We start from the raw sequence: 17,761 nt of genomic DNA, 5'->3' as shown, positions 1-17,761 counted from the left end.
ACAGCCTTTTTAATTCGAATTACTTTCTTGATAAATAAATGTTAGTGAGTCGATTTAAAAACTGTGGGCTTAAAGTCGAAAGTTGATAAAGTAGTTTGGTTTTTATGCCAACTGGAGTGTGAGTTGGCGTCCAGAAATGAGCCTTTTTCTCTACAAGCGTAAGCACCTGCTGAGCAATATCATTTGGAGTTAAATCTATCCCCATATTTTGAATAGTGCCTGCATCCATATTGTTAACCATTGCAGTTTGTACGAATAGCGGCATCACATCTAAAACACGAATACCGTATTTCTTCCATTCCACATCTAAGCCTTCAGTAATTCCGCGAACAGCAAATTTACTAGCTGAATAAGAAATCAAATCGGCCTGCCCATAAATTGCAGAAGCTGAAGAGAGATTGATGACTCGTGCAAAAGAAGCTTGCTTTAAATAGGGGAGTGCAGCATGACAGCCATTGATGACACCGTTTACATTAATATTTATTGTTCTTTGGTGGGATTTAATATCAGTCGTTTCAAATGCACCAGAATATAAAATACCGGCGTTATTTACCAAGATGTTAAGTTCACCAGCCCAGTCAGTAAACTCTTTTAATATGTGTTGCCATTGGTTGTAATCACTTACATCTAGATAGCCAGCACATGCATTTGGCCCTAAGTCACTTGCAAGTTTTTGAGCAAGCGACTCATTAATATCATAAATGCCTACTTTATATCCCTGTTGGTAAAATACACGTGCAATTTCTGCCCCAATACCTTGAGCGGCACCACTAATCAGAATACTGTGTCTCATCTTTTTTCTCTTTGTCAGTACAATAGTGCGACTGATTTAATCGCTTTGATTTTGATCATAACAAATTAAAATCTTAGTTTTACTGACCGACTTTTTAAACTTGAGGGTTACCATGGATAAATTGCTTAAAATCATGCAAGAGTTACGAGAAAAATGTCCGTGGGATCAAGAACAAACCCCAATGTCACTGACTAAATATGCGATTGAAGAAGCATATGAAGTTGAGGCTGCTGTCCGTCAGGGTAATATCGATGAAATCAGAAATGAGCTAGGCGATTTGTTATTACAAGTCGTGTTTCAATCACAAATGTTTAGTGAGCAAGATGCTTTTAACTTTCAAGATGTTGTTGAGGCAATAAGTGAAAAGTTAATTCGCCGCCATCCACATGTTTTTCAGGCAGATCAATTTAATAACTTAACGCCAGAGCAAGTAAGTGAGCTTTGGAAACAAATTAAACGGCAAGAAAAACAAGGCAAGCCGCAATCAAGATTAGATGAAATAAAGCATGGACCAGCCCTATTGCAGGCACAAGAAATTCAAGAAAATGTAGCAAAAGTTGGGTTCGACTTTGAAACCGTAGAAGATGCTTATGGAAAACTAGAAGAAGAGCTAGACGAGTTCAAACAGGCACTAAGAAATCAAAATATTGATGAAATTCAAGATGAGTTTGGAGATTGCCTGTTTTCATTAGTCAATGTTGGACGTAAACTTGCAATTTCAAGTGAAACATCACTTTTATCAACAATACATAAATTTAGAAGCCGTTTTGCTTTTATTGAAGATCAAGCGAAAAAACAGCAAAGAACATTAGAAGACATGACCTTGTCTGAAATGGATGAATTGTGGAATCAGGCAAAGCGGCAGTTAAAGTTAGGGGAAAAAACACATGCAGCTCAGCATGAATCTTTGGAAGAGTAAGTATTATATTTTTATTGTTTTATTTTGGAGCCTGATTTCATCGACACTGATTCAGGCCCAATCTTTCGATCAAAATTTTAAGGAGTGGAAAGCTAAACAGCAGATGTATGATCAGAAGTTAAGTACGCAACACTCATCTCATTCTAATGTCTCAAAAAGTTCAACAATGACTGATTCTTCAGGGCAAGTTCACTTGAATCAAGCCAATATTGATGAGCTTCAAAAGCTAAAAGGGATTGGTGAGAAAAAGGCTCAGGCGATTGTAGAATACCGCCAAAAGAATGGCGGTTTTAAAAATATTGATGAATTTAAAAACGTAAAGGGCATTGGTCCAGCCATTTTTGAAAAGAATAAAACACGGTTGAGTTTATAAATCATCTGTTTGTCAATTGTCATTTCATGCGCAAACTACAGAGAATCAAATTGCCCTTTGTGTGCGTTAGAGCTATGATTAGCGACAACTTGTTATTTACGTCCTGACGTAGGAGACAGCGTCTTTTGCAAACCTTGCGAGCGTCAAAATGTGGTTTGTCCACAGCCCAACTTCCTTCTTCGATTTTAGATGTGATCGATAGCCTGACTAAAGCTGGCTATGAAGCTTATATTGTTGGGGGTGGTGTCCGTGATTTAATGCTAGGGTTTAATCCTAAAGATTTCGATGCAGTCACCAATGCGACACCTGCTCAAATTAAAGAAGTTTTTGGCCGACGTTGCCGAATCATTGGTCGTCGATTTGAATTGGCACATGTCTATTCAGGGCGTGAGCTGATTGAAGTTGCAACATTCCGTGCCCCTCCTAAAAAAGCAGTTACGAGTGCCTCAGGCATGATTTTACGTGACAATAACTGGGGTACCATCGAACAAGACTTTGCTCGACGTGACTTTTCTATCAATACCTTATATTACCAACCGCGTAAGGCTATTGTGCTCGATTTCTGCAAAGCAATTGACGATGTTAAAAACAAAACTTTGCGTTTATTGGGTGATCCAACACAGCGTTTTGAAGAAGACCCTGTGCGTATGCTGCGAACTCTACGCTTTGCAGCCAAGTTAAATTTCAAAATTGATTCAAATATTCTCGATATATTTGATGCCGAAATGACGCAATTATTGCGTGATGTCTCGCCGCATCGTTTATATGATGAATCTCAGAAGTTGTTCACAATGGGACATTTGGCGCGTGTTCTGCCAATGTTGATTGAGTTCGGTGTCTGGAAGCAACTTTTTGCCGATATTCAGCCTAATCTCACTGCATTTATTTTAAGAGCAGCAAAGAATACAGATCAACGTATACAAGTGGGTAAAACAATTAACCCTGCATTTTTCTATGCGGTTTTATTGTGGCAACCGTTTTTAGAGCGTTGTGAATTTTATTTATCTAAAGGTATTGTGCCAGCCGAAGCGCGTGCACAGGCTGGTTTAGATGTTTTAAAACGTCAAGCGACACGCACAGTTATTCCACGTTTTGCAGAAACTTTTATTCGTGAAGTTTGGGAAATGCAGACTCGTTTGCTCAATCCAAAACCACAGCAAATAGAAGCATTGGCAGGGCATGCTCGCTTCCGTGCGGGTTTTGACTTCCTATTACTCCGTGAAAAGTCAGGTGATGACACAACACAAGGAATGGGAAGCTGGTGGGAATCCTACCAAGAAATGTCAAATGACGAAAAAGAAGCTGCTATTAGCCAATATAATCGTCAGAAAGCTAGAAACCGTCGTAAAGCTGCTGCTGAGCCTATTGAAAATAATAAAGTTGAGACGGAAATTGAACCTTTGGTTGATATTCCGGAACCGCGCACTCGCCGTGGGAAAAAAGAACGTACTAGACAAGATCAGGCAGTAAGCCGATTTGTTGAAAAAGCGACTGCTTTGGACGCAGGCGTGATGGGCGATCATCCAATTTTAAAACGTAAGCGGGTACAACGCGATTTAAGCCAAGTTGTTTTTGGGCCAACGCAATGACAATAACCACTTATATTGGTTTAGGAAGTAATTTAGGCGATTCCCGTCAAATTTTATCTGAAGCCATTGCCAAGCTTAAAACCTTAGGAATGGTTAAAGTTTCTAGACTTTATCAAAGTCCACCTATGGGGCCTCAAGACCAGCCAAATTATTTAAATGCAGTTGCAGAATTAAATACGGATCTTGCGCCTTTAGATTTGCTAGATCATTTACAACGTTTTGAGCAAGAAGCTGGTCGTGTACGACTTCGTCGTTGGGGTGAGCGAACCTTAGATCTGGATTTGCTTATTTATGGCAATGAAAAAATTCACAATGAGCGCTTAACTGTGCCGCACATAGGCATTCTACAACGAGATTTTGTTGTAATTCCCTTATTAGATTTAGATGCTGATTTACGGATTAATGATCAGCCACTTAAAAATTTAGAACTGATACAGCAGCCAACGCTGACTGTACTTGCGGATGAGTCTTGGGCTTAAGCTCTCGATTCATTATGTTCTGCAAACTCCTGTAGAGGATATCATCATGATTAGTCTAAGTGACTTAAGAAAATTTAAAGCCGAAGGACGTAAGTTCTCTTGTCTAACTTGTTACGATGCAAGCATGGCAAAAGCAATGGAACTTGCTGAAATTGATACAATCTTAATTGGTGATTCTCTTGGAATGGCAATTCAAGGGCGAGATTCAACTTTGCCAGTAACCGTTGAAGATATGGCTTATCATACGGCAGCGGTACGCCGTGGTAATCAGCATGCCTTGATTATGACCGACTTACCATTCATGAGTTATGCAACCTTAAATGATGCTTTGCAGAACTCAAGAACAGTCATGCAGGCTGGCGCTCAAATGGTGAAAATCGAAGGCGGTGCATGGTTAAGTGAAATCGTGCAGGTTTTAACCCGTAATGGCGTGCCTGTTTGTGTACATTTAGGCTTAACACCTCAATCTGTACATGTATTTGGTGGCTATAAATTACAAGCTAGAACACGTGAAGCGGCAGATCAACTCATTGCTGATTGTACAGCAGTGGTTGAGGCGGGCGCAGCGGTATTGTTACTTGAATGTGTTCCTGCTCAGTTGGGTCAAGAAATTGCTGAATTATTCCCAAATACGCCTGTAATTGGTATTGGCGCAGGTAATGCAACCGATGGTCAAGTATTGGTTGTACAAGATATGTTGGGTTTAACTTTTGGTCGAGTTGCGCGTTTTGTACGTAATTTTATGAAAGAGCAATCAGGTGAAACTGCCATTTTAGATGCCTTTAAAGCTTTCCATGCTGCTGTGCAGGATCAGTCATTCCCTGCCAAAGAACATACTTTTCACGTTGAGCTGTAATTCATGAAAACAGAAACCACCATACAAGGTCTTGCAGCCTCTTTAAATCCTGCTAGAGCTGCACGTAAAATTATTGGTTTTGTCCCAACAATGGGAAATCTACATGAAGGACATCTCACACTTGTTCGTGAAGCGAAAAAGCTATGTGATGTTGTGGTTGTGAGCATTTTCGTAAATCCGACTCAATTTGGTCCAGGCGAAGATTTTGACAACTATCCTCGTACTTTAGAACAAGATAGTCGTCTGCTTGCCGATGTAGGCTGTGACATTATTTTTGCACCATCAGTTGAGCAAATGTACGGTACACAACCGCGTTTAACAAACATAAGTGTAAACCAGATTACAGATGCTTTATGTGGTAGTTCACGTCCGGGACACTTTGATGGTGTAGCTTTGGTGGTAACTAAGCTCTTTAATATTGTGCAACCTAACTACGCTTTCTTTGGACAAAAAGATTACCAGCAGTTAGCAGTTATTCGCCAGTTTGTACAAGATTTAAATATTCCTTTAGAAGTGATTGGTGTGCCAATTGTTCGTGCAGCAGATGGCTTGGCTCTTAGCTCAAGAAATGGTTATTTGAGCGATGAGCACCGTCAGGTGGCTCCTGTTATTTACCAAAGTTTGAAGCAGGCTGAGCAACAGTTACATCAAGGCAAAGATTTGCAACAAGTTGTAGAAGATATCAAAACTCAGTTGACAGATAATGGTTTTGTTGTTGATTATGTCGAAGCTCGTCAGACAAATCTGTTACCTGCTACTCAATTTGATCGTGATATTGTGTTATTTGTCGCGGCAAAACTGGGTGCAACCCGTTTGATTGACAATTTAGAAGTTGCCTTTACACCCCAATAAAGAGATCAAAGGACAGCCATGCCATGAAGCGTATACTTATCGTGACAGGACAGTCTGGTTCAGGAAAATCTTCAGCCCTTCAAGTATTAGAAGATTTGGGCTATTACTGTATTGATAATTTGCCTTTGGCATTGCTGCCTGAAATTGTGGCAAAGCTAGATCATGAAAATAACCTAGAGCAATTGGCTTTAGGTGTGGATGTAAGAAGTACTCGGGCAGATATGCAAGAGTTCGATCATGTGTTTGAGCAATTACAAAGACATGGGACGGTTGATGTTATTTACTTGACGACACAAGATCAGGATCTGATTGCGCGTTTTAGTGCATCGCGTCGTCCACATCCATTAGCCAACCGTTTTAAAAGTCTGTTGCAATGTATTCATGAAGAAAAGCAGTTGCTGCTTCCAATTCAGTTCCGCGCTACGGTTCATATTGATACAACAGATAAAAGCGTTCATGATTTAAAGCATATTTTACTGTCTAAATTGGGGCAGTCAGATAAGCTTATTGTCATATTGCAGTCCTTTGGATATAAACATGGCATTCCTTTAGATGCCGATTATGTTTTTGATGTACGGCATTTACCAAATCCGCATTGGGATTTAGAATTAAGACGTTTTTCTGGTTTGGATGAGCCAGTAAGACAATTTTTAGAAGCAAGTCCACAAGCAAACGAAATGTTTGATGATATTCTTCACTTCTTAAAAAAATGGCTTCCAGCATTTGCTGAAGGACATCGTCACTATATGACGATTTCTATTGGTTGCACTGGAGGTCAACATCGTTCGGTTTATATCGTAGATAGACTAAAACAAGCACTTGAGGCAGAATGGTCTGTTCAGGTCTTACACAGAGAAATGAAGCACTGGTCATGATAGACACAACTGTTGATGTAATTAATAAACTCGGTTTACATGCTCGTGCATCAGGAAAACTGATAGAGGTCACTACAAAGTTTCGTTCGTCGATCCAGATTGGAAAAGGCGATCATTTGGTAGATGCAAAAAATATTATGTCTTTGCTGATGTTAGGTGCAGGTAAAGGGACCACTTTGCGATTGGTCATTGATGGTACCGACGAAGAACAGGCATTAAATGAAGTACTGGCGTTATTCGCAGCAAAATTTTATGAGGCAGATTAATCGTGGCACGTGGTTCCCAACGTTATACTGAAGAAGATTTCGGTTCTTTAGAAGGACGTGCAAGCAAAACCGAACAGAAAAAAGCAGTGCAACGCATGGCTGCTTTAGGTGAGCAACTCGCACAACTTTCTATTAAACAAATTCAGAAACTTCCAGTTGATGAGCGTTTAATTGATGCTTTAATGGAAGTGCAGAACATTAGTTCTTTTGAAGCACGTCGTCGCCAATTTCAACGTATTGGTAAGTTATTGCGCAATGAAGATGAGACCGTTATTTTGTCTTATTTAACCCCGCAGCAAGGCGCAAAAAGACAGGCTCAATTAATGCGTTGGGTTGACCGCATGATTGAACAGGGTGATCCTGCAATTACTGAATTTAGTAAAATTTATAATGCATCGGAACGTCACACTTTGCGTCAGCATGTGTTGAGAATCAACCGCGATAAAACTCAACAGGCGAGTGAAGCAGATATCGAGGCATCAAAAGTTAAATTTGTTAACTATGTACAGCAAATTGCATTATTGTCTGATCAAGGCTAAATGCACTTAAATAAAAAAAGCGACGCTCAAGGCGTCGCTTTTTTTATTTATATATTCTCAGCGCGTTCTTTTGCCCATTCACGCAAAATGAATTTCTGTAATTTGCCGGTCGATGTTTTTGGAATTTCTGTAATGACCACATCTTTAGGAACTTTAAAGCGTGCTAACTCTTTTTGGCAATGTTCAATAATTTCTTCAGGCGTTGCCGTAGCACCCATCTTTAATTCAATAAATGCGCAGGGTACTTCTTGCCAACGGGCATCGGGTTTAGCAACCACCGCAGCGGTTAAGACAGCAGGGTGTTTATACAAAACATCCTCTACTTCTAAAGATGAAATATTTTCTCCACCAGAAATAATAATGTCTTTCGAGCGATCAGTAATTTTTGCATAACCATCGGGATGGCAAACTGCTAAGTCTCCCGTATGGAACCATCCACCAGCAAAAGCTTCTTGGGTTGCTTGGGGATTCTTTAAATATCCTTTCATGACAATATTGCCACGGAACATGATTTCTCCCATGGTTTGTCCATCGTTTGGTACAGGTTGCATGGTTTCTGGGTCTAATACACGCATACTGTCTTGTAATGGATAGGGCACGCCTTGACGGGAATGAAGTTGGGCTTGTTCAGCAATTGAAAGCTCATTCCATCCAGATTGCGAAGCACATAAGGCAGAAGGCCCGTAAGTTTCAGTTAAACCATACACATGGTTTACGTTAATCCCCATATTGCGCATACCTTCAATAATAGCAACTGGAGGAGCGGCTCCGGCAACCATTACTTCAACATGGTGATCAAAGTCAGTTTGCTTTTCTTTAGGTAAGTTAATAATCATTGAAAGAACAATAGGGGCACCACAGAAATAATCAACTTTATGTTTTGCAATGAGTTGCATGACTAATTCTGGGTCGACCTTGCGCAAACAAATATTGGTTCCACCACTAGCTGCAATACTCCATGCAAAACACCAGCCATTACAATGGAAAAGCGGTAATGTCCATAAATACACAGCACGAGGTTTCATTCCGCAGGCCAATATATTACTTGCAGCGTTTAAATAAGCTCCCCGATGATGATAAACGACGCCTTTAGGATTACCTGTTGTGCCTGAAGTGTAGCTTAAGCTAATTGCATCCCATTCATCATCTGGTAAATGCCATACAAAATTAATGTCGCCTTGAGCTATCCATTCTTCATATTCAAAAGAGCCAATAAACTGATTCTCTCCCTCATATTCATCATCAGCTACATCAATCACAATAATGTGTTGGTCGGGGATAAGAGAGAGGGCTTCTCTTGCCAGATTAACAAATTCAGGGTCAACCAAAAGCACTTTGCTTTCAGCATGTTCTAACATGAAAGCTATTGTTTTTGCATCTAAGCGTGTATTGAGCGTATTGAGCACAGCTCCGGTCATCGGTACTGCAAAATGTGCTTCGATCATCGCTGGCACATTAGGCAATAAAACTGATACCGTATCATTTTTACCAATTCCGAGTTGTTTGAGCTGAGAAGCAAACTGGCAACAACGTTGGTAAGTTTCTTTCCATGAAATTTGGCATTTACCGTGAATAATCGAAGCGTGATTTGGATAAATATAAGCTGCACGCTCTAGGTAGCGTAGAGGCGATAACGCAACAAAGTTTGCGGGTGTGCGTGGCAATTCATCATAAGCACTAACCATGTGAAACAACTCCGTGTTCTATTTTTAATTCATTCTTTGAAAATATGACTTAATACTCATCAAAGCATTTATGCTTTAGTCTTAAAGGGAAATACCCTCCAGTCAGAAAATGAGCAAAAATGCTATTTTCTTCATCTTAAACCACTTGTGTTGAACATGTTTAAAAAATCATCTCAATATGTTTTTAAGTCATTTATTGCTGTTTACCTCATAAGCAAAATGTATTTATGATTTTATGGGCTCAAAGGTTTTCACTTTGCTTGAACAAGTGTAAAATCTTTCAGGTTTTTTAATTTTGATTTACACCGTTTTTATATTTTGAGGTTCGCCTCGATCATAATCTCGCGGTGAAATGCTCCTTCGTATAGGGCATCACTCCTTAAGGATTTTTTTATGCCAATTATCACATTGCCAAATGGCGATCAAAAGAATTTTGATCACGCTGTATCTGTTATGGAAGTTGCCCAAAGTATCGGGCCTGGTCTAGCAAAAAATACTGTTGCTGGACGTGTGAATGATCGCTTAGTTGATGCATGTGACTTAATTACCGAAGATTCGACCTTACAAATTATCACTCCAAAAGATGAAGAAGGTCTTGAAATTATTCGCCATTCTTGTGCACACCTTGTCGGACATGCTGTTAAACAGCTTTTCCCTGAAGCCAAGATGGTGATTGGTCCAGTCATTGAAGAAGGTTTTTACTACGACATCTGGATGCCACGTCCTTTTACATTAGACGATATGGCAGCTGTCGAAGAGCGCATGAAAAAGCTCATCGATCAAGATTACGATGTTGTTAAAAAAATGACACCACGTGATGAAGTAATTGCTGAATTTACTGCACGTGGCGAAGAATACAAATTACGCTTGATTGCAGACATGCCTGAAGAAACACAAATGGGCTTGTACTACCATCAAGATTATTTAGATATGTGTCGTGGTCCACACGTACCGAACACTAAATTTTTAAAATCGTTTAAGCTGACAAAAATCTCTGGCGCTTACTGGCGTGGTGATGCGAAGAACGAACAGCTTCAACGTATTTATGGTACTGCATGGGCTGATAAGAAACAGCTTGCTGCATACATCAAACGTATTGAAGAAGCTGAAAAGCGCGACCACCGTAAAATTGGTAAAGCTCTAGACTTGTTCCATATGCAAGAAGAAGCACCAGGTATGGTGTTCTGGCATCCAAACGGTTGGACGATTTACCAAGTTCTTGAACAATACATGCGTAAAGTTCAGCAAGACAATGGTTACCTTGAGATTAAAACACCACAAATCGTAGACTTTACGCTTTGGGAAAAATCAGGCCATGCAGCGAACTATGCAGACAACATGTTTACGACTCATTCTGAAAGTCGTAATTATGCAGTTAAACCAATGAACTGCCCATGTCACGTGCAAGTTTTCAATCAAGGTTTGAAGTCTTATCGTGATTTGCCAATTCGTTTAGCAGAGTTCGGTTCTTGTCATCGTAACGAACCATCTGGTTCTTTACACGGCATTATGCGTGTACGTGGATTTACACAAGATGATGCACATATCTTCTGTACTAAAGAACAAATCGGTCAAGAAGTTGCAGATTTTATTAAACTGACGCTTGATGTTTATAAAGATTTTGGCTTTGAAGAAGTGCAAATGAAACTTTCTACACGTCCAGAAAAACGTGTGGGTGATGATGCACTTTGGGATATGGCTGAGAAATCTTTAGCAGATGCTTTAGATGCAGCAGGGTTAGAATGGGAATTACAACCTGGTGAAGGTGCGTTCTACGGTCCAAAAATTGAATTCTCATTGAAAGACTGTCTCGGACGTGTATGGCAATGTGGTACTATTCAGTGTGACTTCAACTTACCAGAGCGTTTAGATGCGTCTTATGTGACTGAAGACAATGATCGTGATCAGCCTGTTATGTTGCATCGTGCAATTCTTGGCAGTTTTGAGCGTTTTATTGGTATACTAATTGAACACTACGCTGGTTTCATGCCACCTTGGTTGTCACCGTTACAAGCATGTGTCATGAATATCACGGACTCTCAAGCTGAAGCTTGTGAGAAAGTCGTAGCAAAACTCAAAGAAAATGGTCTTCGTGCCATTTCTGACTTGAGAAATGAAAAAATCGGATTTAAGATTCGTGAGCGTACTCTAGAGCGTATTCCTTACTTGTTAGTTCTTGGTGATCGAGAAGTTGAAGAAGGTACAGTGAATGTACGTACCCGCTCAGGAAAAAATTTAGGTACTATGTCAGTAGATGCATTCATTGACTTAGTGAAGTCTGCCGTCGCCGAACGTGGCCGGTATATTGTGGAGTAAGAAAGATTAAACAGCCTGACCGTAACCAACAACAAGGTGCAAAAAGCAACCGTCCAGCAATTAATGATGAGATCCGTGCAAAAGAAGTACGCCTCGTCGGTGCTGAAGGTGAGCAAAAAGGAATTGTTTCATTAAGTGAAGCACTGCGTGCTGCTGAAGAGGTTGAACTTGATCTTGTTGAGATCGTTGCAAACGCCGAGCCGCCTGTTTGTAAAATTATGGATTACAACAAGCACTTGTTTGACCTGAAGCAGAAGCAAAAAGATGCGAAGAAAAAACAGCATCAAGTGCAAGTGAAGGAAATCAAACTGCGCCCTGCAACTGATGTTGGTGATTATCAAGTTAAGCTTCGTGCTATTTTGAAATTCCTTGAAGAAGGAAACAAAGTGAAGATTACTTTACGTTTCCGTGGTCGTGAAATGGCTCACCAACAGCTTGGCTTAGCTCAATTACAAAAAATTGAAGCAGATGTAGCCGAGTTTGGGGTTGTGGAACAAGCACCAAAAATGGAAGGCCGTCAAATGGGTATGTTACTTGGACCGAAAAAGAAAAAGTAATACTCAAAAAAAGCACTGCAAAAGCAGTGCTTTTTTTTACCCACATATCAATAAAAAAAGATCATTTAAATTTTCTTTATTCAGTTTTATTTAAGACAATTGGTATATTTTTTTAAGAAATTCAATTCACGAATTTTATGTATTTTTTAGTGTTGCAAATCTAATCGTCTCTCTTAAAACATGATATAAACCAAGACGCAGTCATGATAACGATGAGTAGGAAAATAGAATGATTGATCTATATTATTGGGGAACTCCCAATGGACATAAAATCACAATTGCCTTAGAAGAAATGGGACTAGATTACACCCTTTACCCAATCAATATTTTAGAAAATGATCAATTTCAACCAGACTTCTTGAGAATTTCTCCGAATAATAAAATTCCTGCGATTGTTGATCAAGATGGACCCCGTGGTGAGCCAATTTCTATATTTGAGTCAGGCGCTATCTTGCAATATTTAGGTAGAAAAACTGGATTGTATTATCCAACTGATGAACAGGAGCGAGTTGAGGTTGAGCAATGGCTCATGTGGCAAATGGGTGGTTTAGGGCCTATGCTTGGGCAAAATCATCATTTCAATCGTTTTGCCCCAGAAAAAATCCCCTATGCGATAGACCGCTATATTAATGAAACTAAACGTTTATATAGTGTACTTAACAAACAACTCATTGGTCAGAAGTTTGTCGCTGGTGAATACTCTATTGCTGACATGGCAATTTTACCTTGGATTTTACGTTATGAATGGCAAGGTATTCAGATTGAAGACTATCCATACGTACAAGAATATATTGTGCGTTTAACAGCACGTCCAGCAGTTCAGAAAGCACTATCAATTAAAGTGGTTTAATTTCTTGCTTGGATTTAGTGAATACTTAAAGCAAAAAGTCGTTTGGTGTGATTGATTATGCTGAGTTACTTTTTGCTTTTTATTAGTGCTTTTGGCGCTGCGACATTACTACCTCTACAGTCTGAAGCGGTATTGGTAACCTTATTATTAAAGGGGCAATATTCAGCTTTGCTTTTAATTAGCATAGCTACTTTGGGTAATGTATTGGGTTCTTGCGTTAATTGGTGGCTAGGCTTAAAGATAGAACAATTTAAACATCGTAAGTGGTTTCCAGTTTCTGAAAAGCGTTTACAACAAACGCAGAGCTTTTACCATAAATATGGATTTTACTCCTTACTTTTGAGTTGGACGCCTATTATTGGCGATCCCATTACTTTGGTTGCTGGGCTGTTCAAAGAAAATTTTTGGCGCTTCCTTGGTATAGTCCTTATTGCCAAAGCAGGGCGCTATTTGTTTATTTATTGGGTAGTAATGGGTTTTATTTAAAATAAAAAAAGCATCCGAAGATGCTCTGATTTATACCTATTTGAATTAATCTTCTGAGCTTTTGGTAATGTCTACTTTAAATAGATCATTCGTTTTGAGCCAACAGAAAGTCACAACAACAAGCGTCATACACCCACCAAAAATAGTCGCTGTAATAGTTCCCAAATATTTAGCCGCTAAACCAGATTCAAAGGCACCGAGTTCATTACTCGAAGACACAAACATGCCATTTACAGCGGCTACGCGTCCCCGCATATTTTCTGGTGGGAAAATTTGCAAAATGGTTTGTCTTACAACAACAGAAATACTGTCACATGCACCTGTCATAGCAAGAGCGAAAAGAGATAACCACATATTGTTTGAGAAGGCGAATAGGATGGTGAATATTCCAAAACCTGCTACAGCAAGTAACATGTTACGCCATGCATGTTGAGTAGGAGGGAAGCGGGTTAAGGCAATCATGGTAACAAGCGCACCAATAGATGGAGCCGCACGTAAATATCCAAGCCCTTCAGGACCGACTTTTAATATATCTTCTGCAAAAATGGGTAATAACGCGATGACACCCCCAAATAAAACAGAAGCTAGATCAAGAGAAATGGCCCAAAGAACAATTTTGGTTTTCCAAATAAAACGGAAACCATCTCCTAGACTTTCTAAAATATTGTCAGTTTCAATTTTAGGGAAACTACGTTTATGCAGTAAGTTAATTAAAATAAAGCAAATAGCGAGTAAAGCAGCCACACTAAATAGGCTGGTTTCCCGTCCTAAATAAGCAAGCATAAAGCCACCAAGCATTGGACCGATAATTACACCACTTTGCCAGCCTATCGTTGTCCATGTCGCACCATTTGCATAGAGTTCACGTGGAATTAAAAATGGTTTTAATGATGTTGCAGACGGATTGTAGAAACCGCGGATTGTTCCTAAGCCAAAAATGACTGTATAAATGCCCCAAGAAAGGAAGTTAACACTGATGTGTTCTAAACCATGTAAGTGGAAAAGTAACCATAAAACCAAGGGAAGAGGAACCGAGAAAAATAAACAGATTTTCATAATAAGCTGTTTATTAAACCTATCTGCGAAATAACCTCCCCAAAGAGAAAGGGCAATAAATGGAATTGCTTCTGCAAGTCCGATTAAACCTAAGGTCAGTGGATCTTTGGTGATTTGATATAATGAGTAGGCAACAATAATTTCTTGAATCAAAATTGCGAGCGTTAAGCAAAATTGATTGATCGTAACGATAGAGAAATCCCGATACCGTAATGCAGCGAAAGCATCATTTTGTATATTCATATTCTTTTGAATTTAAGCGATTGCACTTATTATAGGGGATGATTTTATGGATTTTCTCGTAATTTGATAATTGATTATAGAAAATAACGTTTATATAAAATAGACAGTTTAATATCAAAAAATGAGCATTTTACTTTTGTTTTAAGTTGGGATGCTTTAGAATATCGGCTCCCTTACCTGCAGGTCGTTTTTGCAATGGTGCAAACGTTCCGAACAGGTGTTCAAAAGAGGTTGTTATGCCTAAGATGAAAACTCGCCGTGGTGCTGCTAAACGCTTCAAAGCGACTGCACACGGTTTTAAGCGCAAACAAGCATTTAAGCGCCACATTTTGACCAAAAAATCTGCTAAACGTATCCGTCAATTACGCGGCTGTGTAATGGTTCATGTTTCTGACGTGAACTCAGTTCGTCGTATGTGCCCATACATCTAAGGAGATTATAAATGGCTCGTGTAAAACGTGGTGTAGTGGCTCATCGTCGTCACAAAAAAATTCTTGCTCGCGCTAAAGGTTACTATGGTGCTCGTTCACGCGTTTACCGCGTAGCGTTCCAAGCGGTAATCAAAGCTGGTCAATACGCTTATCGTGACCGCCGTCAAAAGAAACGTCAATTCCGTGCTCTATGGATTGCGCGTATCAATGCTGGTGCTCGTCAAAACGGTTTGTCTTACAGCCGTATGATCGATGGCTTGAAAAAAGCTCAAGTGATCATCGACCGTCGCGTATTAGCTGACATCGCTATGCATGATGCAGTAGCATTTGCTGCTTTAGCTGAAAAAGCTAAAGGCGCATTAGCTGCATAAGCTTAGAGATTCAAAAAGAGGCCGCTTTTTAGCGGTCTTTTTTATTTTTAGTGGTTCTGTTTTAAAAAAGATAATAACCAGAGATAAATTATGAAAGATGAAAATTTTTTAGATGACTTAATTCAAAAAGTGCAAAAAGGTGATCAGTTTAAATATTTATATTTTTGGGGGCATACTCCTAAGCAAGCTGATCTTATTGATAAGAGTTGTTTTAGTCAGTGGTATCCAGTGCAATTTAAAGATGAAGGTATTGAATACTTTACTGCTGAGCACTATATGATGGCGCAAAAAGCAAAATTATTTAATGATGAAGAAATCTTTGCACAGATCTTGCAAGTTAAACATCCGAATGAAGCAAAACAACTAGGTCGTAAAGTGCGCAATTATGATGAAAAGATATGGCAAGAAAAACGTTTTGATATCGTGGTGCAGGCGAACTTTGCTAAATTCTCTCAGCATCCTGAATTGAAAGAATTCTTATTAGCTACGAAAGATCGTATTTTGGTTGAAGCATCTCCAGTAGATAGAATTTGGGGAATTGGTATGGTGCAAGATCATTTATATATTCAAGACCCATTTCAATGGCAAGGTTTAAATTTATTGGGCTTTGCTTTAATGCATGTTCGGGAGCAGCTTTGAGCTCAATAAATTTGTATTAAAAAATGATACTTAATTTTAAAAAGTAGTGATGTGCGGGGAACGAATTGAAATCATTAAATGGAAGAGAAATTCGTATAGCCACTTTTAAGGATGCATTATCTATTGCAGAAGTGCATGTACAGTGTTGGAAAGAAACTTATACAGGTATGCTTAAGCAAGAAATATTGGATGAGCTTAAAGTATTAGATAAGGAGCTACTGTGGAAAGAAATAGCCAAAAGCCCTGATCATAAGTTATTTATCTATACTGAACATGGGGTGGTAAAAGGCTTTCTCGATGGTTATCTGAACCCAGAGAATAACACTGCTGAAATTCTTGCCTTTTATCTTTTGAAAGAAATTCAAAGGCAAGGTATAGGCCGTGAGTTATTTCAAAAGTTCTATCAATGTGCATTAAATCAAGGTTACGCTTTTATTCGTTTAGATGTTTTTAATAAAAATCCAAGCCGTTTCTTCTATGAAAAAATGGGAGCCAAAATAATTGGCGAAACCGAGCTGCCTGAGTTCGGTTTCGAAATAACAGAATTACTTTATCAATGGGAATTGTAATCTTGATTAAAGGCCAAAATAATAAGCCAAGGCACAAATAATAATCGTTAAAACAATCAGCTTAATCACGCCTGAACCAGTGCCTTTATGGTGGTGAGATTTCAAATGTTGTGGATTTTCATTTGATTGCTCGAATGGAGAAGCCTTAATGACTGGAATTATTTGAGCTGTTTGGTAGTGATTAGCCGTCTTAACAATAAGCTTGGCAAACAAATCATCAGTTTTTTGCGTAAAATTTCTTAAATTAATGAGTTGTTCTTGGTCTAGCTCTTCTCCTAAAGGATCATTTGCAAGTCGCTTCTTTTGTTCTAAATAGTTGGTTAATGCTTGAGTACGACATAAAAGCTGGTGAGCATAATCTGCAGGATAATTCTCTGGAATTAAAGCAAGTTTTGGTGCTTGGCTCGTAATGTTTGTACCATCAAAATAAGCTTTTTGAAACTCTGGTTCTTCAAAACCTGCTGCATATTTACTACGAAATAATTCACTATCCATAAAGTCCGCTATTTCTTGCCATGGCGGATTTTTTAAATCTGCTTCAATTTTTTTTGATAATTTTTCAGTTAGTTCAAAACGCCAGAAAGTTTCTAAACGAAGTTCGCAGGTTTGTGAAGGAGGGGCTTCAAACTCATTGTCATTGTTATACCATTCAGCAAGTTCATAGCCGAAAATCCATGCAAATTTCTTATTATTTTCATGGCTCACAATAAAATGAGTATAAGGTAAAAGCTCAACATTGCTGTTTGGATTTTGCTCTTCATTTAGAAGGCTTGATAAATGTAAGCTAAGCTGAGTGGTGCCTTGTTTTTTTAAAGCTTCCAACCAAACTTGAAAGTGTTGGGCAAGCAAATGCTGAGAAGCTAAGTCACGAAATTGAAAACTATGGTGATCAAAAATATGATGTTGTCGCCATTGGTTAAAGCTTAAATTCTGGCAGAGGTATTCATTCCCATACGTCACAAGCGTAAGTTGTTGTTTCCAAATCTGATTGAGCGCCATAATAGTTGATCTCATTGA

21 protein-coding genes are annotated in these 17,761 nt (G+C 39.0%); 17 read left to right on the top strand and 4 right to left on the bottom strand.

What is annotated here, in order from left to right; genetic code table 11:
• Nucleotides 1-19 precede the first annotated feature (19 nt).
• Entirely contained in the window at nt 20-793 is a 774-nt protein-coding gene (locus tag MKL38_RS17425; protein WP_003655015.1) for an SDR family oxidoreductase, read from the bottom strand.
• Nucleotides 794-905: 112 nt separating this feature from the next.
• Here MKL38_RS17425 and mazG point away from each other — a divergent pair, with 112 nt between their 5' ends.
• From mazG to yjgA, 9 genes are all read left to right on the top strand, one after another.
• Complete coding sequence (mazG, locus tag MKL38_RS17420) at nt 906-1,712, top strand: nucleoside triphosphate pyrophosphohydrolase (protein WP_270903914.1); 807 nt, start codon at nt 906-908, stop codon at nt 1,710-1,712.
• Nucleotides 1,681-2,085: a ComEA family DNA-binding protein gene (locus MKL38_RS17415; protein ID WP_270903913.1), complete on the top strand. Its 405-nt coding sequence runs from the start codon at nt 1,681-1,683 to the stop codon at nt 2,083-2,085. The genes mazG and MKL38_RS17415 overlap by 32 nt, the downstream gene beginning before the upstream one ends.
• Before the next feature lie 125 nt (nt 2,086-2,210).
• On the top strand, nt 2,211-3,674 hold the full coding sequence (gene pcnB, locus MKL38_RS17410) for a polynucleotide adenylyltransferase PcnB (RefSeq protein WP_003655021.1): 1,464 nt from the start codon (nt 2,211-2,213) through the stop codon (nt 3,672-3,674).
• Entirely contained in the window at nt 3,671-4,153 is a 483-nt protein-coding gene (gene folK / locus MKL38_RS17405) for a 2-amino-4-hydroxy-6-hydroxymethyldihydropteridine diphosphokinase (RefSeq protein WP_209831613.1), read from the top strand. The genes pcnB and folK overlap by 4 nt, the downstream gene beginning before the upstream one ends.
• A gap of 46 nt (nt 4,154-4,199) precedes the next feature.
• Entirely contained in the window at nt 4,200-5,009 is an 810-nt protein-coding gene (gene panB / locus MKL38_RS17400; RefSeq protein WP_231761908.1) for a 3-methyl-2-oxobutanoate hydroxymethyltransferase, read from the top strand.
• Between the two features lie 3 nt (nt 5,010-5,012).
• A complete protein-coding gene (gene panC, locus MKL38_RS17395; protein ID WP_005036795.1) occupies nt 5,013-5,861 on the top strand; it encodes a pantoate--beta-alanine ligase in 849 nt (282 codons plus the stop codon).
• A gap of 23 nt (nt 5,862-5,884) precedes the next feature.
• Nucleotides 5,885-6,736, top strand: a complete 852-nt coding sequence (rapZ, locus tag MKL38_RS17390; protein ID WP_003655028.1) for an RNase adapter RapZ — start codon at nt 5,885-5,887, stop codon at nt 6,734-6,736.
• Nucleotides 6,733-7,002 (top strand): HPr family phosphocarrier protein, encoded by a 270-nt coding sequence (locus MKL38_RS17385; protein WP_013198928.1) that lies wholly within the window; start codon nt 6,733-6,735, stop codon nt 7,000-7,002. Before rapZ ends, MKL38_RS17385 begins: the two co-directional genes overlap by 4 nt.
• A 2-nt stretch (nt 7,003-7,004) precedes the next feature.
• Nucleotides 7,005-7,541 carry a ribosome biogenesis factor YjgA gene (gene yjgA, locus MKL38_RS17380; protein ID WP_005036793.1) on the top strand — a complete coding sequence of 179 codons (537 nt, stop codon included), beginning with the start codon at nt 7,005-7,007 and terminating at the stop codon, nt 7,539-7,541.
• Nucleotides 7,542-7,588: 47 nt separating this feature from the next.
• Here yjgA and MKL38_RS17375 read toward each other — a convergent pair whose 3' ends face one another.
• On the bottom strand, nt 7,589-9,226 hold the full coding sequence (locus MKL38_RS17375) for an acyl-CoA synthetase (RefSeq protein WP_270903912.1): 1,638 nt from the start codon (nt 9,224-9,226) through the stop codon (nt 7,589-7,591).
• A 393-nt stretch (nt 9,227-9,619) separates the two neighbouring features.
• Between MKL38_RS17375 and thrS the strand changes: the two genes are divergently transcribed.
• The 4 genes from thrS to MKL38_RS17355 all read left to right on the top strand — a co-directional run bounded on the left by thrS (nt 9,620) and on the right by MKL38_RS17355 (nt 13,435).
• Nucleotides 9,620-11,542: a threonine--tRNA ligase gene (gene thrS, locus MKL38_RS17370; RefSeq protein WP_003655037.1), complete on the top strand. Its 1,923-nt coding sequence runs from the start codon at nt 9,620-9,622 to the stop codon at nt 11,540-11,542.
• A gap of 5 nt (nt 11,543-11,547) precedes the next feature.
• A complete protein-coding gene (gene infC, locus MKL38_RS17365) occupies nt 11,548-12,099 on the top strand; it encodes a translation initiation factor IF-3 (RefSeq protein WP_080592984.1) in 552 nt (183 codons plus the stop codon).
• A 229-nt stretch (nt 12,100-12,328) separates the two neighbouring features.
• Entirely contained in the window at nt 12,329-12,949 is a 621-nt protein-coding gene (locus MKL38_RS17360; RefSeq protein WP_270903911.1) for a glutathione S-transferase N-terminal domain-containing protein, read from the top strand.
• 57 nt (nt 12,950-13,006) lie between these two features.
• Nucleotides 13,007-13,435, top strand: a complete 429-nt coding sequence (locus MKL38_RS17355; protein WP_270903910.1) for a YqaA family protein — start codon at nt 13,007-13,009, stop codon at nt 13,433-13,435.
• 45 nt (nt 13,436-13,480) lie between these two features.
• On the opposite strand, the gene nreB is transcribed toward MKL38_RS17355, so the two are convergent.
• The gene (gene nreB / locus MKL38_RS17350) at nt 13,481-14,734 is read right to left on the bottom strand and encodes a nickel resistance MFS transporter NreB (RefSeq protein WP_270903909.1); all 1,254 of its coding nucleotides are present in this window, start codon (nt 14,732-14,734) and stop codon (nt 13,481-13,483) included.
• A gap of 236 nt (nt 14,735-14,970) precedes the next feature.
• Here nreB and rpmI point away from each other — a divergent pair, with 236 nt between their 5' ends.
• From rpmI to MKL38_RS17330, 4 genes are all read left to right on the top strand, one after another.
• Nucleotides 14,971-15,165, top strand: coding sequence for a 50S ribosomal protein L35 (rpmI, locus tag MKL38_RS17345; RefSeq protein ID WP_003655048.1), 195 nt, complete (start codon nt 14,971-14,973; stop codon nt 15,163-15,165).
• Nucleotides 15,166-15,176: 11 nt separating this feature from the next.
• Entirely contained in the window at nt 15,177-15,536 is a 360-nt protein-coding gene (rplT, locus tag MKL38_RS17340) for a 50S ribosomal protein L20 (protein ID WP_000124858.1), read from the top strand.
• A gap of 90 nt (nt 15,537-15,626) precedes the next feature.
• Nucleotides 15,627-16,175, top strand: a complete 549-nt coding sequence (locus tag MKL38_RS17335) for an NADAR family protein (RefSeq protein ID WP_270903908.1) — start codon at nt 15,627-15,629, stop codon at nt 16,173-16,175.
• A 65-nt stretch (nt 16,176-16,240) separates the two neighbouring features.
• Entirely contained in the window at nt 16,241-16,744 is a 504-nt protein-coding gene (locus tag MKL38_RS17330; protein ID WP_270903907.1) for a GNAT family N-acetyltransferase, read from the top strand.
• 6 nt (nt 16,745-16,750) lie between these two features.
• On the opposite strand, the gene MKL38_RS17325 is transcribed toward MKL38_RS17330, so the two are convergent.
• Complete coding sequence (locus tag MKL38_RS17325; protein WP_270903931.1) at nt 16,751-17,743, bottom strand: hypothetical protein; 993 nt, start codon at nt 17,741-17,743, stop codon at nt 16,751-16,753.
• Nucleotides 17,744-17,761: the final 18 nt, after the last annotated feature.

It is taken from the genome of Acinetobacter sp. AOR14_HL (genome assembly GCF_027855175.1).
GTDB lineage: Bacteria > Pseudomonadota > Gammaproteobacteria > Pseudomonadales > Moraxellaceae > Acinetobacter > Acinetobacter calcoaceticus.
This window is presented reverse-complemented; position numbering and strand designations above follow the sequence as displayed.